This window comes from Spirillospora sp. NBC_01491 (assembly GCF_036227065.1).
Classification (GTDB): Bacteria; Actinomycetota; Actinomycetes; order Streptosporangiales; family Streptosporangiaceae; genus Spirillospora; species Spirillospora xylanilytica.
The window spans coordinates 4,580,067-4,604,665 of the sequence record NZ_CP109432.1 but is presented as its reverse complement, the minus strand read 5'-3'; the positions used below and the strand labels follow the sequence as shown (position 1 = coordinate 4,604,665).

The window sequence follows — 24,599 nt, the reverse complement described above, 5'->3', positions numbered from 1 at the left end:
GGCGGTTTGTCGGATGCCTGCCCTACGGTGTGGCGCCATGAGCGATGAACGCCCCCCGGCGCGGGACGAGGACGTCCTGGTACTTCCGTCCGAGTTGCGGCGGCGGCTGCACCCGCGGCGAGGCGGCCACCCCGGCCCGGCGATCAAGATCGACAAGACCGCCGCGGAGTGGCTGCTGGAGCAGCGGGAGCACCTGCCGGACCCCGCTTCCCGGATCGCCGCGGGCGCGTCCGATCCGGATTGGGCGGCCGGCGCGCGGCGCTATCTGGCCGGCGCGGCCGACCCGGTGGGCGCGGCGGCGGTCGCCTTGGTCCCGTGGAAGATCCACTGCACGGCTCCCGGCAGCGGGGACGGCTACGACTGGGCCTGGGAGGGGAGTCCCGCGACGGGGAGGTGGGTGAAGAAGTGGGCGAAGAACCGCGGCCTCACCGATGAGCGCGCCTTCCCACCCCCGGAGGGTGGCGAGGAGGACTGGGTCCGGGGCGACTACGGCGGCTGGTCCAGAGGGGGGACCGTCTCCGATTCGCTGAAAAAGCTTCAGCGCGGGTTCGTGGACGCCTGGAGCGCCGAGCACGGCGTGGTGTTCGCGGCGTGCGCGCTGGTCGAGCTGAGCACGGCTGCGGCGACCTGGGTCGGCGACGCGAAGGTGCGGTTCCAGGCCGGGAAGAAGCTCTGGCTCGGCCAGGAGGCCGGAAGGCGCATGCGCACCCTCCTGGCGGCGGCCGACGACCGCGACTACCGGGAGGCGGTCGAAAGGCTGGCGGAGCACCGTCGGACCGTCCCGCAGAAGGCGGTCGTGTCGTATCTGGTGCCGACGCGGCAGGACTGGCGGTGCCACGTGGACGACGGCCCGATCGAGCCGTGGCTGAGCGTCGCGCTCGGCGAGCCGAAGCGGCTGGCCATGGACAACGCTCTGGCCTGGGAGGACCACCCCCTGGACCTGCTCGTCACGCTGGCCGACACCTTCGGGGCGGACGCGCTCCCGCTGTTCGTCCAGGGCCTGGACGGCGACATCGAGCCCGCCGAGCGCAAGCGGCTGCTCACGGTGATCGGCCTGATGCCCTTCGACGAGGCGTTCCAGGCGCTGGTCGACCGGGCGGACGAGCAGCACGTCGGGTCCGCGCTGACCACGGCGATGACCAGGTTTCCCGCGCGAGCGCTGCGGATGCTGGCCGCGGCGGGCGCCACCGGGCCGCTCACCGCTCACGTCCGGGCCCATCCGGAGCTGACCGCCGCGATGCTGCCCGATCTGCCGGCCGGGCCCCGGGCGGCCGTCGAGGCGGCCGTCGCGGCCGACGCGCGGGTCCCGGACGCGGAGCCGGACGACCTACCCGAGCTGCTGGTCCGGCCGCCGTGGACCCGCGAGGCGAGGAAGCCGGTCGTCATCGCGGGGCTGGAGCCGCCCGGCGGCCAGACGATGGCATGGGCGCCGGACGAGCGGGCGGCCTGGTCCACCCCCGTCCTCCCGTACTGGGCGAAGCCCGGTACCGACTGGGAGACGGTGGCCGAGCGGCTCCGATCCGAGGGCCGGAGCTGGTACAGGGAGGTCGAACTGCTGCTCCTCGGGCCCGAGGAGGTGTCCCGGCCCTTGCTCGCCGGCTGGGAGGGCAAGCCCTGGTGGGACTCCGGTGATGTGCCCTGGGCGAGGTGCCTGGTGGCCCGGTTCGGCACGGACGCGTTGGGACTGGCGTTGCAGGCCGCGAAGGCCGACCCCGCCGGCTGCGGGGAACTCCTCCTCCCGTACTTGAACGCCGAGATCGCGGCGCTGACGGCGGGCTGGCTGGCCCGGAGGAAGTCGGCGCGGCAGGTGGCGGCCGACTGGTTCGGCCGGCACGGAGTCGACGCCGCCCGGATGCTCTTCCCCGCCGCGCTCGGCAAGACCGGGCGGGGCCGGAGGGACGCGGAGGGGGCGCTGCGGCTGATGGCCGGCCGGATCGGTGCCGAGGAGATCGTGGCCGCCGCGCGCGACCTCGGTGCCGAGGCGGCGGACGCGATCGGGGCGCTGGTGGCCGACCCGCTGGAGTTCCTGCCGGACCGGATGCCCGCCATGGGTGACTGGGTCGGGCCCGGCGCGCTCCCGCAGATCCTGCTGCGGGGCCGCGAGCGGGCGCTCCCGGTCACGGCGTCCGGGCACGTGATCACGATGCTGGCGATGTCGTCGCCCGGCCAGATGTACGCGGGCGTCGGCGCGGTCCGCGAGGTGTGCGACGGCCGTTCCCTCGCCGAGTTCGCCTGGGCGCTGCTCGAACGCTGGGAGCGGCACGGCGCGCCGGCCAAGGACGGCTGGGCGCTGGACCAGCTCGCTTGGCTCGGCGACGACGGAACGGTGCGCGGGCTCGCCGCCGCCATCGGTGCCTGGCCCGGAGAAGGAGGCCACCAGAAGGCGGTCAGAGGGCTGGACGTGCTCGCCGCGATCGGCACCGACCTCGCGCTCATGCACCTGAACGGCATCTCCCGCCGGGTGAAGTTCAAGGGGCTCAAGGCCCGCGCCCAGGACAAGATCGGGGAGATCGCGGCGAGCCGCGGGCTGACGCGCGAGCAGCTCGCCGACCGCATGGTGCCCGACTTCGGGCTCGACGACGACGGGAGCATGACGCTCGACTACGGGCCGCGCCGCTTCACCGTCGGCTTCGACGAGGCGCTCACCCCGTTCGTCCTCGACCAGGACGGGCGGATGCGCAAGACGCTGCCCAAGCCGGGGGCGAACGACGACCCCGACCTCGCCCCGGCCGCCTACCAGCGCTTCGCCTCGATGAAGAAGGTGGCGCGGACCGCCTCCGCCGACCAGATCCGGCGGCTGGAGACCGCCATGGTGACGCGGCGGCGGTGGACCGCGGCCGAGTTCGGTGACCTGTTCGTTGCGCACCCCCTGGTCTGGCACATCGCCCGCCGCCTCGTCTGGCTGGCCGAGGACGAGGCGGTGACGGCGTTCCGGGTCGCCGAAGACCGCACGTTCACCGACGTCCACGATGACGCGTTCACGCTGCCCGGCACGGCGACCGTCGGCATCCCCCACCCCCTGGAACTGGGCGGCGACCTCGCCGCCTGGCGCGAGGTGCTGGAGGACTACGAGATCGTGCAGCCGTTCCCCCAGACCGAGCGGGGCACGCACGCGTTCACCGAAGAAGAGCGCCGAAGCGGGCACCTCGCCCGCTTCGAGGGCCTCACGGTGCGCACGGCGCGGGTCCACGCGCTGCGCCACCGCGGCTGGGAACGCGCCCGCCACTACGAGCTCCTCCGCGCGCTGCCCGCCGGCCGGCACGTCCAGATCGACCTGGACCCGGGCCTGGCCTCCGGAGGCCAAGACGACGAGCCGGAGCAGCGGATCGAGACCGTCCAGCTGATCGCCGGGACCCACTTCGGCGAGCTGGACCCGGTGACCGCATCGGAGATCCTCGCCGACCTCACCTCACTGCCCGACACGCCCCCTGGCGGGTGATTCTCCGATCAGTCTCTTGTGGCGCCGTCGGGCCAGGTGACGTGGACGGGCTTGTCGAGGTCGCGGGCGCACGGGGTCATGTCGCAGGGATACTCCGATGCGTGCGAGATTCCGCTGGCCGCGCGTCCGGAGAGTTCCGGCGCGGTGTTTGCGGGCCGGGACGCCGAACACGGTCAGGGCAGCAGGCGCCTGTCGTAGCCGGTGGCCACGGCCGCGGCCCGGTCCTTGACGTCCAGCTTCGCGAAGATGTGGGTGAGGTGGGTCTTGACCGTGGCCTCGCTGATGAAGAGCTCGGTGGCGATCTCCCGGTTGCCGGTGCCGCGGGCCACCAGGCGCAGGACCTCCAGTTCGCGGGTGCTCAGGGACTCGCTGCGGGGCTCGCGCACGCGGGAGACCAGGCGGGAGACGATGGCCGGGGACAGGACGGTGCGGCCTTCGGCGGCGGCGCGGACCGCGTCGAAGAGGTCGTCGCGGGGGGCGTCCTTGAGGAGGTAGCCGGTGGCGCCGGCCTCGATCGCCGGGATCGTGTCGGTGTCGGTGTCGTAGGTGGTGAGCACGAGGACCTTGCAGGGGAGGCCGCGGCGGGTGAGCTCGGTGATGGCCTGCACGCCGCCTCCACCGGGCATCCGGAGGTCCATCAGGACGACGTCGGGGCGGAGCTCTTCGGCGAGGACGACGGCCTCGCGGCCGTCGGCGGCCTCGCCCAGCACCTCGAAGCCGGTGGTCGCCGCGAACATGCCGCGCAGGCCGTCCCGGACGACGGGGTGGTCGTCGACGATCAGCAGGGTGATGTCAGCCATGGCGGATCAACGGTACGCGGGCGGAGACGGCCGTGCCCCGGCCGGGTTCCGATTCGATCTCCAGGGTGCCGGCGACGCGTTCGGCGCGCTCGCGCATGGCGGTCAGGCCGAAGCCCCGGGAGGGGCGGGTGAAGCCGCGGCCGTCGTCGCGGATGTCGAGGGTCACCTCGTCGTCCATGTAGGAGAGGGTCACGCCGACGCGGCTCGCGCGGGCGTGGCGGGTGGCGTTGCCGAGGGCCTCCTGGGCGATGCGCAGGAGGGCGGCCTCGATCTCGTCGTGCAGGGGGTCCACCGGTCCGGTGACGGTGAGGTGGGCGCGGCCGTCGGTGATCTTCTTGAGGGCCTCGGGGAGCGTGTCGTGCTCCAGGTGGGTGGGCGCGAGGTCCTGCACGGAGCGGCGGGCCTCGCGCAGGCTCTCGCGGGCGAGATCGGTGGCGCGGCGGACGTGCTCGTTCTCCTCGGTGGCCTGGAGCTGGGTGATGATGCCCGCCAGGCCCTGGGCGATGGTGTCGTGGATCTCGGCGGCCAGGCGGCGGCGCTCGTCGCTGACACCGGCTTCGCGGGCCTGGACGAGGAGCTGGGCCTGGAGGCCGGCGTTCTCGGTGAGGGCCTGCTCCAGGCGGGCGTTGGTCCGTTCGAGTTCGGCGATGGTCTCCGCCTGGACCCGGGCCTGCTCGGCCTCGCTGTCGGCGAGGCCGCCGAAGATGTGGACGAGCGCGTAGTTCAGGACGAAGAGGCCGCCGAAGATGCCCGCCTGGCCGAGGCTCTCGGGCGGCAGGCCGCCCGACTCGGCACCGGACATGGTGATCGCCGTGATGAAGGTCCCGGCCCTGGCCCAGCGGCGGGTCAGGTAGTGCTGGGAGTCGAAGTACCCGAGTGTGGCGTAGATGCAGAAGAAGGGGTTCAGGCAGGAGAGGGCGAAGGCGAGGGCGGTGCGGGTCCAGAAGTAGACGTGGCCGGGGATCCTGTCGGTGATCTGGAGGATCTGGAGGGCCAGCGCCGTGAGGACGAGGGTCGCGGCCGTTCGCTGCTCCGCGGGCGACATGACGAGATCCGGGATGAGCAGTGCCAGGAGGGTCGCGAGGGACAGGAGGCCGAACGGTCCCCACCGATAGAACCGTTCCCATTGCTCCTGGACTGTCGTCATCAGAGTAGTTTGTCCTATTCCCAGCGGAACCAGCGAACGGCGGCGGCGATCAGGACGGCGGCCCACGCGGCGGTGACGCCGAGGTTCGTCCAGTCGGGCCAGCCGCCCTCGGCGGCCTGGTTGAGGGCCTGGGACGCGGCGCCGAACGGGAAGTACCCGACGATGCGCTGGAGCAGGCCGGGCATGGCCTGGACGGGGGTCCAGAGGCCCGCGAAGAACATCATCGGGAAGAAGACGGCCGAGCCGACCACGGTGGTGGCCTTGGAGGTGGGCGTGACCGCGGTGACCGCGGCGCCCAGCGCGAGTGCGCTGAGGGCGCCGAGCAGGAGCGCCAGCAGGTAGCCGGGAAGCTGGCCGGGCAGTGCGACGCCGAAGGCGAGCCGGCCGACCGCGACGACCAGCAGCGCCGAGCCCAGGGCGGCCGCGAAGTGCAGGACGATCTGCGCGGCCAGCAGCGAGGCGGGCCGCACGGGCGTGGTGGACATGCGGCGCAGGATGCCGCGCTCGCGGTAGCCCGACAGGACGGGCGGCAGCGCCTGGATCCCGGACATGATCATGGCGAGCAGCACGTTGACCGGAACGTACAGCTCGATCATCCGGCTCCCGCCGAGATCGGCGTTCGGCTCCCGAAACGACGGGATGAGGCCGAGGATCGTCAGCAGGAGGGTGGGGAAGGCGATGATCCAGAACAGGCTGAGCGGCTCGCGGACGAAGAGCCGGAATTCTGCCTTGAGGACGGCGGTGGACGCGGACACGTCAGTTCTCCCGGGCTTCGGTGAGTTCGAGGAAGGCCTCGTCCAGCGTGGAGTCGGTGACCCGTAGCTGGTGGGCGGTGATCTGGTGGCGGGCGAGCAGGGAGATGACCGCGTTCACGGTCGTGTCGGTGCCGTGGATGGTGAGGCGGCCGTTCCGGTGCTCGAACGTCTCGGCTTCGGGCAGGCCGGCCAGGTCGCCGTCGTCCAGCGGCCGGGACGGGGCGAACGAGATCACCGTGCCGCCGGCGCTGCGGCGGATCAGGCCGGCGGGGGTGTCGAGGGCGGCGACGCGGCCCTGCTTGAACACCGCGATCCGGTCGCAGAGCCGCTGGGCCTCCTCCATGAAGTGCGTGACGAGCAGGACGGTGACGCCCGAGTCGCGGACCTCCTCGATCAGCTTCCAGGTGTCGCGGCGGGCCCGCGGGTCGAGGCCGGTGGTCAGCTCGTCCAGGACGACGACCCTGGGGCGGCCGATGAGGGCGAGGGCGATGAACAGGCGCTGCTTCTGGCCGCCCGACAGCTTGCCGAAGCGGGTGGTGAGCTTGCCGGTGAGGCCGAGGCGTTCGGCGAGCTCGCGCCAGCCGGCCGGGTCCGGGTAGAAGGCGCTGTAGAGTTCCAGCGCCTCCCGTACGGTCAGCTTCTCCTGGAGTTCGCTCTCCTGGAGCTGAACGCCGAGGATCCCGGTGAGCTCCTTGCGGTCGGCGCGCGGGTCGAGGCCGGCGACGCGGACGGTGCCGGCGTCGCGTTCGCGCAGGCCCGCCACGCATTCGACGGACGTGGTCTTGCCGGCGCCGTTCGGGCCGAGGATCCCGAAGATCTCCCCCTCCTCGACGGCGAACTCGACGCCGTCCACCACGGGACGGCCGCCGTAGGCCTTGCGCAGGCCGCTGACTTCGATGATCGGCATGGTTCGAGGATCGCTCCGGGCGGTGCCCGCGCACATCGCCCGACGCGCTCGTCCCGCCATCAGCCGATCGGTTGACCCCGCCGTACGACCACGGCGGCAGGCGAGGGGGCGGGGCCGGCGAGAGGAGCGGGACTCCCACCGGGCGATCGTCAGAGAAGCCGGGCGAGGGCGGCTTCGGAGGGGCTTCCGGGGGCCGCCTGGTAGACGATGATCACCTGCTGCTCGGCGCCTCCGACGGTGAGCGCCTGCCGCCGCAGGACGAGCTCCCCGGCGACCGGATGCGCGAACCGTTTGAGCTCGTCGCGGGACGGCTGCGCGTCGTGCCGCGCCCAGAGGGCGCGGAAGCCGTCGTCGGCCTCCAGCTCGGCGACGAGCCGCGCGGTCCGGGGATCGCGGGGGTCGGCCTCGGCGCGCAGGGCCGCGGCGGTCTGCGCGGCGATCTCCGGCCAGTCCGGGAGCAGCCGGCGGACCTCGGGAGCGAGGAACATGTCCAGGGCCAGGTTGTGCCCCGACTCGTACATCGGGGCGAGCGCGCGGGCCCGCTTGTTCGCGGCCAGCACGTCGAACCGCCGGTTGCGCACGTAGGCCGGGCTGTCCACCCACGCGTCGAGTAGCTGGTGCACGTCCGGGGCGACCTCGGTCTCCGACGGCCGCACGGGATCGGGGGCGGCGAGCGCGGACAGGTGCGCCGAGGCGCCCGCGTCCAGCTCCAGTGCCCGCGCGAGCGCCCGCAGCACCTGCGGTGAGGGGTGCCGGTCGACGCCCTGTTCCAGCCGGGTCAGGTACGGCTCGCTGATACCGGCGAGCCGCGCCAGCTCGTCCCGGCGCAGTCCCGCGACCCGCCGCCGGCCGGGGGCTTCGGCCGGACCTGGGCCGAAGCCGCCCTCTCCCGCGGCGACCGCGTCGCCGCCACCGCGCGCCGCCCCGAGTCCCTGCGCCCCCTCGTCGACGCCTACGGGGACGGCGTCCTCCCGCTCCGCCTCGACGTCACCGACCGGGAGGCCGCCACCGCCGCCGTCCGGCACGCCGCCGACGCGTTCGGCCACCTCGACGTGGTCGTCAACAACGCCGGCTACGGCCTCTTCGGCATGGTCGAGGAGACCACCGAGGAACAGGCCCGCGCCCAGCTCGACACCAATCTGCTCGGCCCGCTGTGGGTGACGCAGGCCGCCCTGCCGTTCCTGCGCGCCCGGCGGAGCGGGCACATCGTGCAGGTGTCCAGTCTCGGCGGCCTCGCCGCCTTCCCCACCCTCGGGCTGTACAACGCCTCCAAGTGGGCGCTCGAGGGCATGAGCGAAGCGCTCGCCCAGGAGGTCGGCCCGCTCGGCGTCCACGTCACGATCGTCGAACCCGGCCCCTACGGCACCGACTGGTCCGGCTCGTCCGCGGTACACACCGTCCCCATCGCCGCGTACGAGCCGATCCGCGAGGCCCGCCGCGCCGGTGCCGTCGCCCGCGCGCCCCAGGATCCGCGGCCCACCGGCGACGTGATCCTCGAACTGGTCGACTCCGGCGAACCGCCCCTCCGGCTCTTCCTCGGCACCTACCCCTACCCCGTCGTCGAAGCCGCCTACCGGCAGCGCCTCGCCACCTGGGACGCGTGGCGACCGCTCGCCGCCAAGGCCTGACCCCGGGCGGCGACCGTTCGTGATCGGGCCGGTCGAGCCGGGCGCCGGGTCAGTTACCGGCCGGGAGGTCTCCGTCCCAGTCCTCGGCCTGCCGCGCGACCTCGACGAGCCGATCGATCCGGCGCCCGTCGACCCGCGCGAACACGTGCGATTCGAAGACGAGCGGCGGTCCTTGCAGGGGCACCATGCGGAAGAGGTAGCGGCCGGCGATCGCGTCGTCCGCCCTGATCTCCTCCAAGACCGTCAGCTCTCCACCACCGAGGACCAACTGCCGCATCTCGCGCACATGGGGAACGTATGCGGATCGGTCGTACACCTGGCCGTTGATGCGCTGGACAAATGTCGGCGTCACCAGCCGGTCCAGGGCCTGCTCCAGAGTTTCGGCGCTTTCGTCGCCGTAAAGAAGCTCGGACAGCACTGCGGCCAGATCAATTTCTTCGCTCATAGTGAATGTCTTCCCTGTTCAGTGGGCATCGCTAATGCTCCCCACCCGCCGGAGGCGTGCGGGCTCGGACTCGGGACGGGACACCGCACTCTTCCCGCCGCCGTCGACGACGTTAGCGGGATGGCGGAAGACTTGGCAGTGTTAGATTTTCCTGACGGCTATCGCTGCTGGTGGACGACCCGCGGCCCGCCGGGTTCGGCGGTCAGCGGCCGAGGTCCTGAAGTGCCCAGCTGTTGCCGTCGGGGTCCTGGAAATAGGCGTACGAGACGGTGGGCTTTCCGGGTGCGGACATGTCATTGACTTCGCTGATGTCCAGCCCGCGCTTGACGAGCTCCTCCCGTACGGCGCGGATGTCGGACACGACCAGGTGCAGGTTCTGGATCGAGCCGGGCGCGGTGCCGACCCACCCGTCGCCGAAACCGATCGAGCAGGCGGAGCCGGGCGGTGTCACCTGCACGATCCGGAGGTCACCGCCGGGGCTGATGTCGTGGTCCAGGTTGAAGCCCAGTGTCTCTGTGTAGAAGGCGATCGAACGGTCCGTGTCGGACACGGGGATCGGCACCATCTCGAGCTTGAACTCCACGGCAGGACGTCCTTTCGTATATGCGGTCATTCGCTAACTCTGCACGCCGATCCGCTTCCCCGAATCAACGCCGGCCCAGCAAATCACGCTATCCCCGGCAGTGTCATGCAAATGCGCACTCTGTCGTTGTGCTGGTTTCGGGCACCCGAATTGAGGGGCCGTTCATGAAGGTGCGCCTTTGTAGTCGGGCATGGCCAGGGTCGGCCGTGCGGGGGGGTGATGCCGAACATGATGCTGTAGAGGTGCCGCTATCGGTCGCCGCAGTACAGGCTTGGACTGCTGTCGTGCCAAGGAGGATGCATGCTTCCCGACATCACCGAAGAGAAATGGACGCGGACCCGCGTCGCGCTCCGACGGACCGGCGACGACTTCGCGGAACTGGTGTCCTCGGCATCGGACTCCCGCGCCAAGGCCACCGTGCACTGGTCCGTCGCCGACACCGCCGCGCATGTGCTGACACTGGCCCGGTCCTGCCGTCACCTGGTCGACCACGCAGGGGGCCCGCCACCGTTCAGCGGGATGGACGACCTGCTGCGCACGACCGTCGTCGACACCATCGCCCAGTTCAACGAGGAACTGCTCAGCCAGTTGAGCGAGCGGGAGCCACACCGTCTCGGCGGAGAGATCAAGGCCGAGATCGCCCGCATACTCGCGGCGACCGAGAGCGGAGACCCGGCAGCGGCCGTCGACTGGGTCGGCGGCTCCCGGGTTCCCCTGGCAGGCGTCCTCGCCCATCTGCTCAACGAATTGCAGATCCACGGCCGCGACATGGCCCTGGGCCTGCGCGTGCCATGGACGGTCCCGCCCGAGGAGGCCGCCGCCTTCTTCGACCTCTTCCTCATCGGGGTCACCGAATACGGGTACGGACATCTCCTTGACGGCCACGGCCCGGCCCCGAAGGGACGGATCGCCGTGGAGTTCCGCTCCCCCTACACCGCACCGGCCGCCATGGTGCTCACCGACGGTTTCTGCACCGTCGAAGAACCCGGCGGACGACCTGACGTGCGGCTGAGTTTCGACCCCGTCGTGCTCAACCTCATGCTGTTCGGCCGCATCGGCAAGGCACGTGCGGCAATGACCGGCAAGGTGGTGCTGCGCGGCGGGCGGAGGCCATGGACGTTGCCCGGATTTCTACGCATCGTCCGCCTGCCATCCTGAGGCTCCCGAGCAGGGGAAGGGGCTCGGGCCTGGCCGGGGGCTGGGCTCGGCCAGGCCCTGCGGATCAGAAGAAGTGGATGAAGTTGTCGACGGTGTCGGCGGCGATCGTGCGCTTGGTGTAGGCGAGGGGCTTGGAGTAGTTGTACTCCTCGACCACGATCTTCGTGCCGTCGATCGAGGCCACGTAGGCGATGTGGCCGTAGGTGCCGCTGTTCCAGACGGCGATGTCGCCGACCTTGGGCTTGCCGTCGACCTTCATCCCCGCCTTCTTGGCGGCGTCGTCCCAGTCCTTGGCGTTGCCCCAGAGGACGTCCTTGTAGGCGTTGGTGAACTTGATGCCGAGTCGCTTGTTGATCCGCCAGGCGACGAAGGACGTGCACTGGCCTGTCCAGAAGTTCCAGGGGTCGCGCACGTTGGGGGTGCTCTTGTAGGGGTAGTCGTCCTTGATCGTACGGTCGCAGGGTTTGTCGCAGGCGGCGGCCTGGACGGGGGCGGGCGCGGCTGCGGGCGCGGTGGCGGCGGACGCCATGGGGGAGAACAGGCCGCCGGCCATGACGGTGGCGGCTGTGATGACGGTCCAGCGCATATGAGGCTCCTTCGAGGGGGGTGCGGACGCGCCGGTTCGAGATGTCCGGCGAACAAGATCATTTTAAGCCGGATTCGCGAACCTTGCCCTTGGGGGACGGAGCGGTCGGCTCTCGCAGGGCGTGCCGCCGCTGTCCCCGTCATGAGGCGGGGCCGGGTTTCGGTCCCTTCAGATCGTCCGCGCGTGCGGGCTGCGCCCGGCCCCCGCGCCCCTCGGCGGGACCTGCGAATTCAAGCGAATCGGCGTGCGGGTGGTGATCGCGCCGCTAAGGTCCCAGACCCATGATCAATTGGCGCCCCGCGATCGAGGGGTTCGACCCCACCTTCCCCGCCCCCCTCGACGCGATCGACCCGGGCCTTCTGGGCGGCGGCCTGGCCGCCGAGGCACGTGAGGACTTCGAGATCGCCCTGCGGGGCTCCCTCCAGGACGTCGAGTCGAAGCTCGCGATGGGGCCCGGCGCCCACATGATGAACGCCACCGGATCGCTGACCGGCATGGACGGCACCCGTGAGCTCCTGTCCGACCACGAGGTCGACTACGCCTACGACGACGCCGCCGTGGAGACCGCGTTGGCCGGCATGTCCAGGAAGGTCGCCGGGCGGGCGGCCGAGCTGCGGTTCGCGTCCTTCACCTACTACGTGCGGATGGGCGAGCCGGGCAGCCCCGGGCCGCAGCGGATCACGATCCGCCGGTCGACCGAATGGCAGAACAAGGACGCCCCCAAGCCCGCTGGAACCCTGGAGGCCGTCTGCGTCGACATGGAGCACCGATCGGGCGTCGCGCTCGCGGTCTTCATGCCCTACGACCACCGGGTCGGCCGCCTCCACCTCGGCGATCTCGTCGGCGGACCGTCCCACCGGCGCTTCTGGGGCTGATGTGTCGACCGACATCTACGGAACGCGGGTCCGCTGCCTTTCGGTCAGCCCCTAAAAACCCGCACCAGCCAGAGAATCAGCTCGGCCTGTCGAGTTCGCGGGTCACGATCTTCGATGCGGTCATTCGCACGATCACTCGCTTGTTCTCTGCCGCGTCCTGGAACGGACCCCCGGTGTAGCGAAGGCTCAATTCATCGATGAGCGACTTGTCGGGATCATCCTCGAGTAGTGCGCGGCCGCGCAGCTCGACGTAACGATCGGGATCGTTCCTGGAGTAGACGAGCAGGCTGATCCGGGGGTCACGCAGCAGGTTCGTATGCTTGCGGCGACCGGCGACCGTTGAGAACAGCACGTCGTCTCCGTCGGTCTTCACCCATACGACGGACAGCTGAGGCTGCCCGTCAGGCTCGATCGTCGCCACGGTCGCGTGCTCCTGAGCGTCGATCAGGGCACGTACGGCGGTGGCCAGGCGGTTCATCGATCTTCTCCTGGGGCTCGATGCTCACAGCCGGCGTCAGGTGGTGAAGGCGCGGGCGACGGCGAGGAACGCGTCGTTCTCCTCGGGGGAGCCTACCGAGACGCGGGCGCCCTCGCCTGGGAAGGATCTGACACCGACCCCCTGTGCGTCGCACGCGGCGGAGAACTCCGTCGTCCGCTCCCCCAGCGGCAGCCAGAGGAAGTTCGCCTCGCTGGACGGAACCGTCCAGCCGCTGGACATCAGGGCGTCGCGGACGCGCTCGCGTTCCTTGACGGTGTCCGCGACCCGTGCCAGCAGTTCGTCGGTGGCCGCCAGAGAGGCCACCGCCGCCGCCTGGACGACCCCGTTCACGCCGAAGGACAGGGCGGTCTTGCGTGCGGCCTGGGCCACCACCGGGTGGGCGACCATGAATCCGGCCCGGAGCGAGGCCAGCCCGTAGGCCTTGGAGAAGGTCCGCAGGACCACGAGGTTGGGCCGGTCGTGGTAGAGGTCCAAGCCATTGGCCACGTCATCGTCCCGGACGTACTCGCCGTACGCCTCGTCGAGCACCACCAGGCAGTCTGCGGGCACCCGGTCCAGGAACGCCTCGAACTCGGCCCGGCCGACGACCGTGCCGGTCGGATTGTTCGGGTTGCAGACGAAGATCATCCGGGTTCGTTCGGTGATGGCTCCGGCCATCGCCGCGAGATCATGCCGCTCCTCTCTGAGCGGCACCGTGACGGCGGTGGCGCCCGACAGCGCCACCAGCACCGGGTAGACCTCGAACGATCGCCAGGCGAACAGCACCTCGGCGCCGGGTCCGGCGACGGCCTCCACCAGCATCTTGGTGACCCCGACCGAGCCGCAGCCGATCGCGACATGCTCCGCGGGCACCTTGAAGGTGGCGCCGATCGCCTCGATCAGCGCGCCGCAGTTGAGGTCGGGGTAGCGGTTGGCTTGCAGAGCCGCCTGATTGATCGCCTTCAGCACCGAGGGGAGCGGGCCGTTCGGCGACTCGTTGGAGGCCAGACCGAACGAGCGGCCGTCCGCCGACATCGCGACCTTGGAAGCCTTGAAGGCATCGAATCGGTCGAGCACGGAGCGGAAGCGAGGGGTGTTTTCATCGGGCACCGTTGTCCTCCAGAGCGAAGCGGTGATGCCGGCAGAAGGCCGGTCAGGACCCACAGTTTCAGGATTCGTTCTCCTGCCGGACTCGGCGCGTGGCTCCGTTGCTCATCCATTCCTTGACTTTCGGCACGGTGAGCACATAAGCGAGGATGGCCAGAGCCGCCGCGTACACGATACTGATGCCGAAGAACGGCAGAATGCAGGCCGTCACGATGATGAGCAGGATGTTGCAGCGCCGGATCGCACGCCCTTCCAGCAGCCGGTGAGCGGCAAGGAAAGTCGCCAGGAATATCAGTAGGAAGGTCGCCGAGGTCGCGGTGATCAGCCACATCTCGGAGCTCCGGGTCAGCGCCAGAAGCCCGACGGGTACACCGTAACCCGGTATGAGGAACAGAAGGGCGCCGTAGGGAACGCTGTTGCGGCCCGAGACCTTTGTCAGAACCGCCGGGAGCATGCCTTCCCGAGCGCTGGAGAAGATGACCCGCGATGTTCCCAGCACCCAGGCGTTGGTCGCCAGCAACAGCAGCACGATGGCCACCACGTTGCCCACCTGGGACATCTCACGGCCGCTGGCCACCTGGAGCAGTGTCGCGAAGGCCGTGATCTGCTCTCCCTTCGCGGCTCCGGGGGGCAGGACGAGGGTGACCGTCACCGCCATCGCCAGATAGAGAGCGCCCACCCCGAAGACGGCCAGGAAGATCGCCCTGGGAAAGGTCCGGTGGGGATCCACGACCTCTTCGGCGACGGGGGCGGCGTTCTCCCATCCGATGAAGCCGAAGAAGCAGATGATGAGCGCCTGCCCCAGAGCCAGCCAGCCGTGCGGAGCGACCGGGTCGAGGTTCGCCGCGTCCGCCTCGGGCATGGCGATGACCATCACGATCACCAGGAACCCGATCAGCGTGGCCAGCACCCCGGTCTGGACCCTGGCGCTGATCTTCACGCCGAGGAGGTTGAACAGGATCGAACCGATCATGATCAGGTACCCGATGAGAACGATCTGCGGGATACCGGGTGTGTCGTCCCAGATGTTCAGCAGGTAGCGGGCGGCGGCCAGACCGAGGACCGGGTTGGCGATGATCAGCGCCAGCATGAGGAGCGCGGCCACCCAGTGCGCGACCCTCGGCCCGAAGGCCTCCTCGACGAACTCGGCGATCCCGCGAGAGGTCGGGTGCCGAACCGACAGCCGGGCGAAGATCAGGGCCAGCGGATAGGAGTAGACGATCAACAGTGCCCATGCCGCGAGTGACAGCGGCCCGGCCACCGCGGCGGCGTGTCCGGGGAGAATCAGCACGCCGACCCCGATGACGGACGTGATGTAGTGGGCGACCAGTCCGGGGACGTGCAGGCTCCGTTGAAGATTGGCCGGTTCTCGCTGCGTGGTTGCCATTCTGTCGCCGCTCTAGATCGCTGAATCGTCGCGCGGCCCGGCCGGCGATGTCATCGCCGCGTCCACGCACTGGGCGTACCGCCGCGTGGCGATCTCGGTGAGCCGTTGCCACAGGCGTTCGACGTCGGCGAGGGTCGTGTGGATGTTGCCGATCGACACCCTGATCACGTAGCCGTCGTCGAGCACCGTGTGCGACACGAACGCGGCGCCCGACGCGTTGAGATCGTCGACGATGTCGGCGTTCAGCATGTCGAGGAGCTTGCGCCGGTCGCTTTCGGTGCTGTCACGGAACCCTTCCGGCTCGAACCGCAGGCAGACCAGCGGATAGAGCGAGGTCACCGGGCATCGCCAGTCGGGGTGCAGCGCCACCTGGCGCCGCAGCCACTCCGCGAGCCGCACGCTGTGCTCGAGACGGTCGGCCAGGCCCTGGCGGCCGAACGACCTGATGATCCACCACAGCTTGAGTGCGCGGAAGCTCCGGCCGAGTTGCGGCGACAGGTCCATGAAGTCGACGATCTCGTCGTCCTGCGGTGAGGTCAGGTACTCGGGCACCAGCCGGAACGTGCGAGCCAGCGCGCCGCGGCGCCGGCAGTAGAACGCGGTCGCCTCCATCGGCACGTACAGGCACTTGTGCGGGTTCACCACCAGTGAATCGGCCTTGGTCAGGTCCTCGACCGTGTCGGCCAGCGACGGCGCCAGGCGCCAGAAGCCGCCGTAGGCGGCGTCCACGTGCAGCCACACGCCATGCCGGGCGCACACCTCGGAGAGCTCCGGAACGGGGTCCGCCGCACCGATGGAGGTCGTGCCCACTGTGGCGACCACCGCCACGGGCTTGACGTTGTCGGCGAGGTCACGCCGAATCGCCTCGTCCAGCGCGTCGGGCGGCATCCGGCCCTGCTCGTCCGAGCGCAGCTTCACCACGTTCGCCAACCCGAGGCCAAGCGTGATCGCCGCCTTCTCCACCGAGCTGTGCGCCTGGTCCGAGGTGTAGATCCTCAGCACGGGAAGCTCGCGCCCCGCCGTGCCCAGGACCCGCACGTCGTCGCCCAGCGCGGCGTCCCTGGCCGCGGCCAGTGCATAGAGGGTGGCCAGCGAGGCGCCGTTGACCAGGACGCCATCGGCCTCCTCCGGGTACCCGGCCAGCTCTGCGATCCAGCCCAGCACGACGCGTTCGAGCGCGGAGGCGGCCGGCCCGCTCTTCCACAGCATCGCGTTGACATTCAGAGCCGCGGTCAGCGTCTCGGCCAGAATGCCAGGGAAGCTGGCACTGTTGGCGAAGTAGCCGTAGAAGGACGGGTGATTCCAGTGCACCACGTGCGGCATCACCTGCTCGCGCGTGTCCTCCAGGATGCGCGCGAAGTCCTCGCCCGTCTCCGGCAGCTCCGTACGCAGCGATTCCATCAGGTCCGTGCTTGAGCGCGGAACCGTTATGGGGACTTCACGGATCGACTCGAAGTGGTCGCGGATCACCGCGAGCAACTCCCGGCCGTGCTCTTCGAACTCGGCCGGGAGCCAGTCACGTGGTTCGTCGGTCATTCGCCACCTGCGGCTCTCGTCGTCGCCGGACGGGCCTCACCCTCCATGTAGGGCTCATCCCTCCATGTCGTGGGCGTGCGGCACCTCGGTGAGGTAGGCGATATCACGGGGTGACTCGCAGTACTTGGCCTCGAATTCAGAGATGAACTTCTCCTCGCTCGCGAGCAGCTCCTCCGCTTCGGCAGAGCTGCGCCACGGGTACATGACCAGCACCTTGGTGGGTTCCGTGTCGTACTGGAGGAACGTGGCATGGCCGAGGAAGGCGGGATGCCTGTGCGCGGGCGGCCCCACCTCGTTGTCCATCGTCTGCATGAGCTCGTGGACCCGGTCGGTGAACTCGTTCTTGATGCGCCAGGTCTCGATGACGGTGATCATTTCTGTGTCGCCTCCATCATGGTGTCCGATTGGTCGGTGTCGGTAAATTTCTGGGCTGCGAAGTGCTCGCTGAGCAGGGACGGTCCATCCGGCACGAACTGCTGGCAGACGAACATGTGGTTCTTGCGATTGCGTGCCTGTGCCGCCCGCAGTCGGGCAGCCGACTCGTTGACCGCGTCCGGCGCACTGCCCGCACGTTCGATCTCCTTGAGCCTTCGCCGCAGCTCGCGAAGCCGGCCGAGCATCTGCTCGTGTTCGAGGTTGAGGGTTCCGGAGAAACCGGGGCTCGCGAACGGCGGGGCCATCGACGGACGGATCAGCGTCTCGTACAGCTCCGCGCTGAAGTCGGCGGCGTACCGCATCGTCGCGGTCGCGGCGTCGTAGAGGACGCCGAGCCGATCGAGTGTCTGTGACAGCTCAGGCCAGTGGCCGGCCTCGAGCGATTCGCGGGCGTCCCCGAGACACGTGTTCATCACGGCCAGGTTCAGGTGGAACGCCTGATGCCCCAGTTTCCAGCGGATCACGGCATCGTCGGCCCCGGGCGGTCTCTGCCCGAGAGTGTCGGGAGCGGTCACCGGTGTGCCCCCGCGGCACCGTGGAGATCGAGCCACTTCTCCAAAGTGCCGTGCGCGACCACCAGGAAGCCGGCCAGCATGTCACAGCGATCCTGGGCCGAAAGCCCCGTCGCCTCCAGATCGTCAAGGACCCGTCGCTGGACCTCCACGCAGGACTGCGACCAGGTCGCCAGCTCCGGCCGTTCGCGCACGAGGCGGAAGTAGCTGTCGTACTCCGCTGGGGTGGAGGACCCCGCTGCCGCATCGGGCATCCTGCCGTCATCTGGGAGGGATATCGGGCTGATAAGCCCGTAGTCAGGAGGCGCGGTGGTCTCGCTTGTGGTTTGTCCGTCTTGGCCCATGCTGAAATCTCCTGATTGCGGGGTGTCCGTAATTTGCACACTCTCCGGCGGGCGATAGCCCGCCCCGTTGTCGCCTCCTCCTGCTGTGGACGCGTATCGAACACTGACCTGCGATGTCAGATCCTCACAGCAGGGTGCTCCATGATCGGATCGTAAACGGCAATTGCACCGCTCCACGGTACTTCGTCTCATGGGGTGATCAATTTTGTAACCTCACCATCCCGTCATGTCAATCTGGCAAGAGGGAAAGTTTGAAGGCGATCTTGACTGTGGCTGAAACTTGGCATTGACGCAACTGGCCACCCGTGCTATAAGCACCCACTTCTTCCTCGCTCCGGCCTGGAGTCATGGGGAACAGTGAGCCTTTTCAGTGTGCCGCCGGTCTCGTGGAGTTGCAGGCTGTGGATGGCTTTGGCGATGTGGCCGGCGCGGTAGGGCGCACCGTCCTCGACCTTGCTGTGATCTCGTACCCGAAACTGCCGCTGAAAAAGGCTCGGTGAGCCCCTCCATCCTGCATGAACGCCAAAATGGACCGGTGCATTCGGCTTCACCTCCTGTTCTTCCGGGGGTAAAGGATTAAGCCCGGCAAGAGCACTTGCGGACAGCCGAAATCCGGCACTCTGTGCACGTGGAAAGGGGGCCGTTGTCGTCCTGGACCACCGTCTCCAGTCCTGGCCGGGTCTGGACATTCGACGGGTATCGCGGAAAAGCTTGATCGGGTAGCTTAATGATCATGACTACTGAGACGGTAAGGCAGCTGGACCGGAAGCGGTTCGAGGCGCTTCTCGCGCAGGACGCCGACGCACTGGCGGAGCTGTGCCATCCAGAGTTGATGCTCACCCACACCGACGGGGCGCCCGAGAACTACGAGTCGTACCTCCGCAAGATCAGGGAAAGCGCGTGGGTCTTCCAGCGCATCGACCACCCTGTCCACCGGATCTCCCTTGTGGGCGACACCGCGGTGGTGCTCGGCGAGATGGACGCCGACTTTACCGTGGGCGGTGCGGTGAAGCATTTGAGCAATATCACGCTGGCGGTCTGGGTACGCGAAGACGGCAAATGGAGAATGCTGGCCTTTCACCCCACGCCTAAGCAGTGACCACCATGCCCGGCGGAAGGTCCCGGTCAGCCCTACAGCACTGACAATCCAGTGCCTCAGAACCCGCGGGTACGGCGGGCTGCCGGACTGCTGGATCTCCGCTCTGTCCAGTTCGGCCTGGGCCACGGCCCGTTCGGTCTCGGTCTCGGCGATCCTCCGCGCGATGGACGGGGCCATCCCCTCCCTGATCGTCTGCGGTGGCTGCCGCTGCCGTCAGCGGTGCTAGCTGACGTGCAATGTCCGGTTCGCTATCTTCGTTCCCATGCACGGTGAACCCGGGGAGACCGTCGCCGGCCGCTACCGGATTCTCGGGCTCATCGGGCGCGGCGGCATGGGCCGAGTGTGGCGCGCGTATGACGCCGAGCTCGATCGCGAGGTCGCCGTCAAGGAGCTGCTGCTGTCCGACGCGATCGACGACACCGAGCGCCGCGAGTGGTACGCCCGGGCCGCCCGCGAGGCGCGCGCCGCTGCCCGCCTGCACCATCCCGGCATCGTGGCCCTGTACGACCGGGTGATCGGCGACGACGGCCGCCCGTGGTTGGTGATGGAGCTGGTCGCGGGGCGGTCGCTGGACGACGTGCTGCGTACCGGCGGGCCGCTGCCCGTACGGCGGGTGGCGGACATCGGCCGTCAGATGCTGGACGCGCTCGCCGCCGCACACGCCAAGGGCATCGTGCACCGCGACGTCAAGCCGGCGAACGTGCTGCTGGACGGCGACCGCGTGGTCCTCACCGACTTCGGCATCGCCGCGCTGGAGGGCGACGCCACGCTAACGAAGTCCGGCGTCCAGCTCGGCACCCCCGCGTACATGTCACCGGAGCAGGTCCGCGGCCACTCCGCCACGCCGCGGTCGGATCTGTGGGCGCTCGGCGCCACCCTGTACGCCGCGGTCGAGGGCCGCCCCCCGTTCCAGGGCCCGACGCACGGCGCGGTCTTCGTCGCCATCGCCACCGAAGACCCGCCGCCGCCGATCCACGCCGGCCCGCTGACGGACGTCCTCACCGGCCTCCTCAACAAGGATCCCGACGCCCGGCCTACTCCTGAGTCCGTCCGCGACCTCCTCATTCCGCACGCCGCGCCACCGCCCGCCGCGCCTCCCGAGTCCGCCCTCGGCCCATCCGGTGAGCCGTCACCGAAGCGTTCCGGGTCAGCGCCGCATTCGGTGCCGCCCGGCTCGTACGGCGGCACGGTCCGGGCGGGCACCGAGGTCCTGCACGGGACCGGAAGCCGCCTCCGGCGTGGGCGAGTCGTGGCCATCGTCGCGGGCACCGTCGTCACGCTCGCCGTCGTCGTCGGCATCGCCGTACGGGCCGGGACGGGTGGCGCCTCCGTGCCCCCGCACGTTCGGACCGCCATCCCGGCCGACCGCCTGCTCGACACCGACTCGGGCGGGGTCTGGGGCGTGGCGTTCAGCCCGGACGGCAAGATGCTCGCCAGCGCCGACGACGAAGACGCCGTCCGGCTGTGGGACACCGCCACGGGACGACAGACCGCCGTACTGACCAGCGGCACCGACGACCCCGACAAGTCCCGGCATGTCGTGGTGTTCAGCCCGGACGGGAAAACGCTGGCCACCGAGGACGACAACGGCAGCATCCAGCTCTGGGACGTCGCTTCCAGACGGGTCGTCACCACCCTCAGCAACCCGAAGGGCGAGAGCGCCACTTCCGCGACGTTCAGCCCGGACGGCACGACCCTCGCCGTCGCCTCCTTCTGGTTCGGGGACAACGCGGCGATCAGGTCCGGTGTGCGGCTCTGGGACATCGCCACCCGGCGGAACACCGCCACCACCCCGACCAAAAGCAGCTTCATCTTCGAGATCGCGTTGAGCCCGGACGGCCGGACGCTGGCGTACGGCGACGGCGACCACATCCGCCTTTGGGACGTCCCCGGACGCAGACTGAAAAGCCCGATCAACACCCATCGCGATGTCGACGCAGTGGCCTTCAGTCCCGACGGGAAGACCGTGGCCGGTGCCGGCGCCAAAGTCAGCGTCGAAACCTGGGACGTCGCCACGCACGAGCCCGGCGAACGCTTCGCCGGCGGCACGAGCGGCAAGGTCGTGTTCAGCCCCGACGGCCGTTACCTGGCCGCCTGCGACGAGGAGCACGGCCCGACCGCCACGGTCTGGGACGCGCGAACCGGCAAGGAGGTCCACGCGTTCGGCTCGCTGAGCGGCTTCTCGGTGGCGTTCAGCCCGGACGGCAAGACGCTGGCCGGTGGCGGTTCGGACGGCCGCATCCACCTGTGGCGGCTGTGACGCCCCACTCCGACACGGGCTCGGGCGGCTGCTGCTTCCGCGTGTACGCCTCGTCCATGGCGGGCAGCGGGGAACCGACCGGCAAGCCTCATCGCATCGTCATTGGTCCACAGTCGAAGACGTCCCGGGGAGCAACCGCGCCCGCCTGGAATGGTTCCGGGCGGCCGGTGCCGGAAGTGGACAGTTGATCTTGTTCTGCGGGTGGCGTGGGGTGGGCATACTGCGAACGCAAAAGATCTGATCTTGTGGATGGGACGGATGCTCGCACGGGGGACGGCCGGGCCGTCGGATTACGCGCTCGCGCATACGGTGCTCCGCTTCACGGTCGCGCTGCGCTGCGGCGGCGTGTCGGCAGCGATCATCTCAGTGGCGATCGACAGCGGGGCCGGGGTCTCACGGGAAGGGCAGGGGTGGGCGCTCGGCGGGCTGGCCTGTTGGGCGGCGTTCTTCACCGTGCGGGCACTCCGGCACGGGCTGACATTCCTGCTGGTGGTGGGCGACACGGTGGTGGTGGCGCTGGTGCTGCTCGCGCAGAGCCGGCTGGTGCCCGTCGCGGCGGTGGTGGACGAGACCACTTGGGCGATCATGCTGGCCAGCACCGCCATCTACGTGGCGCAGCTCGCTGTTCCTCAGGTGGCGGGGCTGGCGTTGGCCGCGGTGACCATCGCCGCGTACATGGCCGGAGTGCCGGCGCCGACGAGCCAGGTACGGGTCCTGTTCGTCCAGGCGCTCGTGGTGAACGCCCTCATGTGGTTGCTCCGGCGTGGTGGGAACCGGGCGGACACACTGGTCGCCCATCGTGACCGGGATCGGCGGCAGGCGATGGCGGAGGCCGCACGCCGGGCGGACGAACGCCTTTACCGGGCGGAGATGCACGACTCGGTGCTGGCCACGCTGACCATGGTCGCCTCCGGGGCGGTCCGGGGCGGGTCGCCTGTGCTGGCCCAGGGCGCGCACCGGGCGCTGGCGGTGCTGGAGGAGTTCTCCGGTCCTGGGCTTTCGGACGAGACGGTCGAGCTGGGGCCGTTGCTGGGACGGGTCGCCTCTGAGGCACCGGTGGCCGTTGAGTGTTCGTTCGCGGAGCCCGTCCGGGTGCCTGAGCAGATCTCGGTGGCGATTGCCGGTGCGGTCGGAGAAGCGCTGAGGAACGTCGCCGCGCATGCTGGAGTGCGTTGGGCTTTCGTGTGCGCTGAAGGGGATGGTTCGGGGGCGACCGTGGTGGTGGCCGACCGGGGGTCGGGTTTCGACCCGGCGAGGGTGGCGGTGGGGCGGCGGGGGATCAGTTGCTCGATCATCGAGCGGATGGTGCTCGTGGGCGGCACAGCCTCGGTGGAGTCGCGGCCGGGGGAAGGGACCACGGTCACCCTGCGGTGGCCGCATGGCTGAGGTGTCGGCCGCGGCTCCGTTCGCGATCAGATTCCACCGGGCGTATGACGTGGCCACGGTCATCACGGTGGTGCTGTGGCAGGTGGGGGCGGCCGGTTCGGCGTTGGTCGTCTACCACGGCCAGTACCGCTCGCCCGGCGGCGCGGTGGTGATCTGGGCGGTGCAGCTCCTGGTCATCGCGGCGGGGGCGGGGCTGTTGTTCCGGCCGGCCAAGGGGACGACCGTGGCCGTCCTGCTGGTGATCGACCTGGCCACGGACCTGGCGATGGCGGTCAACTGCCCGGCGGGCGAGCTTCTGCGGATCAACTGGGCGCCGGCCACCACCGGCCTGATCGGTGTGCTCCTCCTGCTGCACCGCCGCGTCCGCGAGGTGGTGCTGTTGCAGGCGGTGATCGCGGCGATCACGCTTGCGGTGCTGGTGGCCACGGACGACCTGGACCGGTACGGCGCGGCCGGCTTCGTGACACTGCTGTACGCGTCCGGTAGCATCCAGCTCGCGATGATCACCGGAGCCGGCGTGTTCCGGGCCAGTGGGGGGATGGCGGCCGCCGCGGCCGCCGAACGCTGGGAGACCGCGCGGCGCGAAGCCGTCATCGCCGAGGTCTCGGCGGCGCGGCAGTTGCGCTACCAGGAAGCCCGCGAGATGATCACGCCGGTCCTGCGCGGGCTGGCGGACGGGACGGTGGATCCCGCCGAACCGGCGGTGCGACAGCGGTCCCGAGCGGCCGAGGCCATGCTCCGGCAGTTGCTGGCCGAGCAGGAGGACATCCCCGATCCGGTCATCCGGGTCCTGCGCCCGGGTGTCGACGAGGCCATGCGCCGGGGTGTCGCCGTCGATCTGGTCATGGTCGGGGCGGCGCCCGCGCTGGACGAACGGACGGCCGCCGCGCTTGCCGAGTATCCGCTGGCCGTGCTCGCGCGCACGCGGGAGCACGCGCGTGTCACCGTCGTCGTGGACGGAGCGGGGGCGGTCAGCGTCTCGGTGCTGGCCGACGGTGCCGCCTGGGTACCGCGGTGTCTGATGACCGGCGAGGTGAGCGTCACCAGCGACCGTGACGGGGAGCTGCTCTGGTTGGAGGTTCGTTGGAAAGGGCCGTGACCATCGCCGTCATCGACGACCAGGATGTCGTGCTGTCCGGGGTGGAGATGTGGATCTCCGCGGACCCGGAGCGCCGGGTCGAGATCGTGCACACAGGGGCCGATCTCGGCGGGCTGGACGCCGGCCCCGCGGCCGACGCCGACGTGCTGGTCATCGACCTGCGCATCGACGGCGAGCTCGTGCTGGACCAGATCGCCGAGCTGACCGCGCGGGGACGCCGGGTCGTGGTCTTCTCCCAGCACGCGGACGCCGAGACCGTCTACCGCGCCGAGATGGCGGGCGCGCTGGCGTACCTGACCAAGGAGACCAGCGAGGGCCGACGCCATCTCATCGAGGCGGTCCTGGCGGTCGCCGCGGGGGAGACCTACACCACTCCGGCACAGGCCGGCGCGATGCTCGGCGACGACCGGCCGAGGTTCTCCGAGCAGGAGCTGCGAACCATGCGCCTCTGGCTCGGCGGTCTGACCCGGGCGGGGGTCGCCCGGCAGATGGGCATCAGCGAGCACACCGTCAAGCAGTACCTCGAAAGGGCGCGGGAGAAGTACGCCCGGGCGGGACGGGAAGCCACCACGCGGGTCGATCTCTACCGGGAGGCTCGCCGGGACGGCATCTTCGTCGACTGAACCGGGGCGG

General features: G+C 70.0%; 24 protein-coding genes. 9 read left to right on the top strand and 15 right to left on the bottom strand.

Annotated features, from left to right (window positions below; genetic code table 11):
• The first annotated feature begins 37 nt into the window (after positions 1-37).
• Positions 38-3,439: a DUF4132 domain-containing protein gene (locus tag OHA34_RS21425; RefSeq protein WP_329518700.1), complete on the top strand. Its 3,402-nt coding sequence runs from the start codon at positions 38-40 to the stop codon at positions 3,437-3,439.
• 173 nt (positions 3,440-3,612) lie between these two features.
• Here OHA34_RS21425 and OHA34_RS21420 read toward each other — a convergent pair whose 3' ends face one another.
• From OHA34_RS21420 to OHA34_RS21400, 5 genes are all read right to left on the bottom strand, one after another.
• Entirely contained in the window at positions 3,613-4,239 is a 627-nt protein-coding gene (locus OHA34_RS21420; RefSeq protein ID WP_329518699.1) for a response regulator transcription factor, read from the bottom strand.
• Entirely contained in the window at positions 4,232-5,386 is a 1,155-nt protein-coding gene (locus tag OHA34_RS21415) for a sensor histidine kinase (RefSeq protein WP_329518698.1), read from the bottom strand. Before OHA34_RS21415 ends, OHA34_RS21420 begins: the two co-directional genes overlap by 8 nt.
• Before the next feature lie 14 nt (positions 5,387-5,400).
• Positions 5,401-6,141 (bottom strand): ABC transporter permease, encoded by a 741-nt coding sequence (locus tag OHA34_RS21410; protein WP_329518697.1) that lies wholly within the window; start codon positions 6,139-6,141, stop codon positions 5,401-5,403.
• Between the two features lies 1 nt (position 6,142).
• A complete protein-coding gene (locus OHA34_RS21405; protein ID WP_329518696.1) occupies positions 6,143-7,048 on the bottom strand; it encodes an ABC transporter ATP-binding protein in 906 nt (301 codons plus the stop codon).
• 149 nt (positions 7,049-7,197) lie between these two features.
• Positions 7,198-7,845, bottom strand: coding sequence for an MmyB family transcriptional regulator (locus tag OHA34_RS21400; protein WP_443029655.1), 648 nt, complete (start codon positions 7,843-7,845; stop codon positions 7,198-7,200).
• On the opposite strand from OHA34_RS21400, the gene OHA34_RS21395 reads away from it, so the two are divergent.
• Positions 7,798-8,676, top strand: coding sequence for an SDR family NAD(P)-dependent oxidoreductase (locus OHA34_RS21395; RefSeq protein ID WP_329518694.1), 879 nt, complete (start codon positions 7,798-7,800; stop codon positions 8,674-8,676). The two genes, OHA34_RS21400 and OHA34_RS21395, sit on opposite strands and share 48 nt — an antisense overlap.
• A gap of 49 nt (positions 8,677-8,725) precedes the next feature.
• On the opposite strand, the gene OHA34_RS21390 is transcribed toward OHA34_RS21395, so the two are convergent.
• Both OHA34_RS21390 and OHA34_RS21385 read right to left on the bottom strand, forming a co-directional pair.
• Positions 8,726-9,121, bottom strand: coding sequence for a hypothetical protein (locus OHA34_RS21390; protein ID WP_285939945.1), 396 nt, complete (start codon positions 9,119-9,121; stop codon positions 8,726-8,728).
• Positions 9,122-9,323: 202 nt separating this feature from the next.
• Positions 9,324-9,704 (bottom strand): VOC family protein, encoded by a 381-nt coding sequence (locus tag OHA34_RS21385; protein ID WP_285939946.1) that lies wholly within the window; start codon positions 9,702-9,704, stop codon positions 9,324-9,326.
• A 300-nt stretch (positions 9,705-10,004) separates the two neighbouring features.
• Here OHA34_RS21385 and OHA34_RS21380 point away from each other — a divergent pair, with 300 nt between their 5' ends.
• Positions 10,005-10,862, top strand: coding sequence for a maleylpyruvate isomerase N-terminal domain-containing protein (locus tag OHA34_RS21380; RefSeq protein WP_285939947.1), 858 nt, complete (start codon positions 10,005-10,007; stop codon positions 10,860-10,862).
• Positions 10,863-10,926: 64 nt separating this feature from the next.
• Here OHA34_RS21380 and OHA34_RS21375 read toward each other — a convergent pair whose 3' ends face one another.
• Entirely contained in the window at positions 10,927-11,448 is a 522-nt protein-coding gene (locus tag OHA34_RS21375) for a CHAP domain-containing protein (RefSeq protein ID WP_329518693.1), read from the bottom strand.
• A 281-nt stretch (positions 11,449-11,729) separates the two neighbouring features.
• On the opposite strand from OHA34_RS21375, the gene OHA34_RS21370 reads away from it, so the two are divergent.
• Complete coding sequence (locus OHA34_RS21370; RefSeq protein WP_285939949.1) at positions 11,730-12,323, top strand: hypothetical protein; 594 nt, start codon at positions 11,730-11,732, stop codon at positions 12,321-12,323.
• Positions 12,324-12,399: 76 nt separating this feature from the next.
• Here the strand turns inward: OHA34_RS21370 and OHA34_RS21365 are convergent, their stop codons facing one another.
• The 7 genes from OHA34_RS21365 to OHA34_RS21335 are packed head-to-tail and all read right to left on the bottom strand — an operon-like array spanning position 12,400 to position 18,122.
• Positions 12,400-12,801: a PPOX class F420-dependent oxidoreductase gene (locus OHA34_RS21365; protein ID WP_285939950.1), complete on the bottom strand. Its 402-nt coding sequence runs from the start codon at positions 12,799-12,801 to the stop codon at positions 12,400-12,402.
• Between the two features lie 36 nt (positions 12,802-12,837).
• Positions 12,838-13,911, bottom strand: coding sequence for a histidinol-phosphate transaminase (locus OHA34_RS21360; RefSeq protein WP_329518692.1), 1,074 nt, complete (start codon positions 13,909-13,911; stop codon positions 12,838-12,840).
• 58 nt (positions 13,912-13,969) lie between these two features.
• Entirely contained in the window at positions 13,970-15,295 is a 1,326-nt protein-coding gene (locus tag OHA34_RS21355) for an APC family permease (protein ID WP_285939952.1), read from the bottom strand.
• A 12-nt stretch (positions 15,296-15,307) separates the two neighbouring features.
• Complete coding sequence (locus OHA34_RS21350; protein WP_329518691.1) at positions 15,308-16,831, bottom strand: pyridoxal phosphate-dependent decarboxylase family protein; 1,524 nt, start codon at positions 16,829-16,831, stop codon at positions 15,308-15,310.
• Positions 16,832-16,885: 54 nt separating this feature from the next.
• Positions 16,886-17,206, bottom strand: a complete 321-nt coding sequence (locus tag OHA34_RS21345) for a hypothetical protein (RefSeq protein ID WP_329518690.1) — start codon at positions 17,204-17,206, stop codon at positions 16,886-16,888.
• Positions 17,203-17,781, bottom strand: coding sequence for a hypothetical protein (locus tag OHA34_RS21340; RefSeq protein ID WP_329518689.1), 579 nt, complete (start codon positions 17,779-17,781; stop codon positions 17,203-17,205). The genes OHA34_RS21345 and OHA34_RS21340 overlap by 4 nt, the downstream gene beginning before the upstream one ends.
• Entirely contained in the window at positions 17,778-18,122 is a 345-nt protein-coding gene (locus OHA34_RS21335) for a hypothetical protein (protein WP_285939956.1), read from the bottom strand. The genes OHA34_RS21340 and OHA34_RS21335 overlap by 4 nt, the downstream gene beginning before the upstream one ends.
• 733 nt (positions 18,123-18,855) lie before the next feature.
• Between OHA34_RS21335 and OHA34_RS21330 the strand changes: the two genes are divergently transcribed.
• The 5 genes from OHA34_RS21330 (at position 18,856) to OHA34_RS21310 (ending at position 24,589) form a co-directional block, all read left to right on the top strand.
• Positions 18,856-19,221, top strand: a complete 366-nt coding sequence (locus OHA34_RS21330) for a nuclear transport factor 2 family protein (RefSeq protein ID WP_285939957.1) — start codon at positions 18,856-18,858, stop codon at positions 19,219-19,221.
• A 262-nt stretch (positions 19,222-19,483) separates the two neighbouring features.
• A complete protein-coding gene (locus OHA34_RS21325; protein WP_329518688.1) occupies positions 19,484-21,481 on the top strand; it encodes a WD40 repeat domain-containing serine/threonine protein kinase in 1,998 nt (665 codons plus the stop codon).
• 249 nt (positions 21,482-21,730) lie between these two features.
• Positions 21,731-22,867, top strand: a complete 1,137-nt coding sequence (locus OHA34_RS21320; RefSeq protein WP_329518687.1) for a sensor histidine kinase — start codon at positions 21,731-21,733, stop codon at positions 22,865-22,867.
• The gene (locus OHA34_RS21315) at positions 22,860-23,966 is read left to right on the top strand and encodes a hypothetical protein (RefSeq protein ID WP_329518686.1); all 1,107 of its coding nucleotides are present in this window, start codon (positions 22,860-22,862) and stop codon (positions 23,964-23,966) included. Before OHA34_RS21320 ends, OHA34_RS21315 begins: the two co-directional genes overlap by 8 nt.
• Positions 23,963-24,589: a response regulator transcription factor gene (locus OHA34_RS21310; protein ID WP_329518685.1), complete on the top strand. Its 627-nt coding sequence runs from the start codon at positions 23,963-23,965 to the stop codon at positions 24,587-24,589. Before OHA34_RS21315 ends, OHA34_RS21310 begins: the two co-directional genes overlap by 4 nt.
• Positions 24,590-24,599: the final 10 nt, after the last annotated feature.

Coding starts and splice junctions, on each gene's coding strand:
- OHA34_RS21425 (WP_329518700.1), top strand. CDS start 38: ATGAGCGATGAACGCCCCCCGGCGCGGGACGAGGACGTCCTGGTACTT.
- OHA34_RS21420 (WP_329518699.1), bottom strand. CDS start 4,239: ATGGCTGACATCACCCTGCTGATCGTCGACGACCACCCCGTCGTCCGG.
- OHA34_RS21415 (WP_329518698.1), bottom strand. CDS start 5,386: ATGACGACAGTCCAGGAGCAATGGGAACGGTTCTATCGGTGGGGACCG.
- OHA34_RS21405 (WP_329518696.1), bottom strand. CDS start 7,048: ATGCCGATCATCGAAGTCAGCGGCCTGCGCAAGGCCTACGGCGGCCGT.
- OHA34_RS21390 (WP_285939945.1), bottom strand. CDS start 9,121: ATGAGCGAAGAAATTGATCTGGCCGCAGTGCTGTCCGAGCTTCTTTAC.
- OHA34_RS21380 (WP_285939947.1), top strand. CDS start 10,005: ATGCTTCCCGACATCACCGAAGAGAAATGGACGCGGACCCGCGTCGCG.
- OHA34_RS21375 (WP_329518693.1), bottom strand. CDS start 11,448: ATGCGCTGGACCGTCATCACAGCCGCCACCGTCATGGCCGGCGGCCTG.
- OHA34_RS21370 (WP_285939949.1), top strand. CDS start 11,730: ATGATCAATTGGCGCCCCGCGATCGAGGGGTTCGACCCCACCTTCCCC.
- OHA34_RS21365 (WP_285939950.1), bottom strand. CDS start 12,801: ATGAACCGCCTGGCCACCGCCGTACGTGCCCTGATCGACGCTCAGGAG.
- OHA34_RS21355 (WP_285939952.1), bottom strand. CDS start 15,295: ATGGCAACCACGCAGCGAGAACCGGCCAATCTTCAACGGAGCCTGCAC.
- OHA34_RS21350 (WP_329518691.1), bottom strand. CDS start 16,831: ATGACCGACGAACCACGTGACTGGCTCCCGGCCGAGTTCGAAGAGCAC.
- OHA34_RS21345 (WP_329518690.1), bottom strand. CDS start 17,206: ATGATCACCGTCATCGAGACCTGGCGCATCAAGAACGAGTTCACCGAC.
- OHA34_RS21335 (WP_285939956.1), bottom strand. CDS start 18,122: ATGGGCCAAGACGGACAAACCACAAGCGAGACCACCGCGCCTCCTGAC.
- OHA34_RS21330 (WP_285939957.1), top strand. CDS start 18,856: ATGACTACTGAGACGGTAAGGCAGCTGGACCGGAAGCGGTTCGAGGCG.
- OHA34_RS21325 (WP_329518688.1), top strand. CDS start 19,484: ATGCACGGTGAACCCGGGGAGACCGTCGCCGGCCGCTACCGGATTCTC.
- OHA34_RS21320 (WP_329518687.1), top strand. CDS start 21,731: ATGGGACGGATGCTCGCACGGGGGACGGCCGGGCCGTCGGATTACGCG.
- OHA34_RS21315 (WP_329518686.1), top strand. CDS start 22,860: ATGGCTGAGGTGTCGGCCGCGGCTCCGTTCGCGATCAGATTCCACCGG.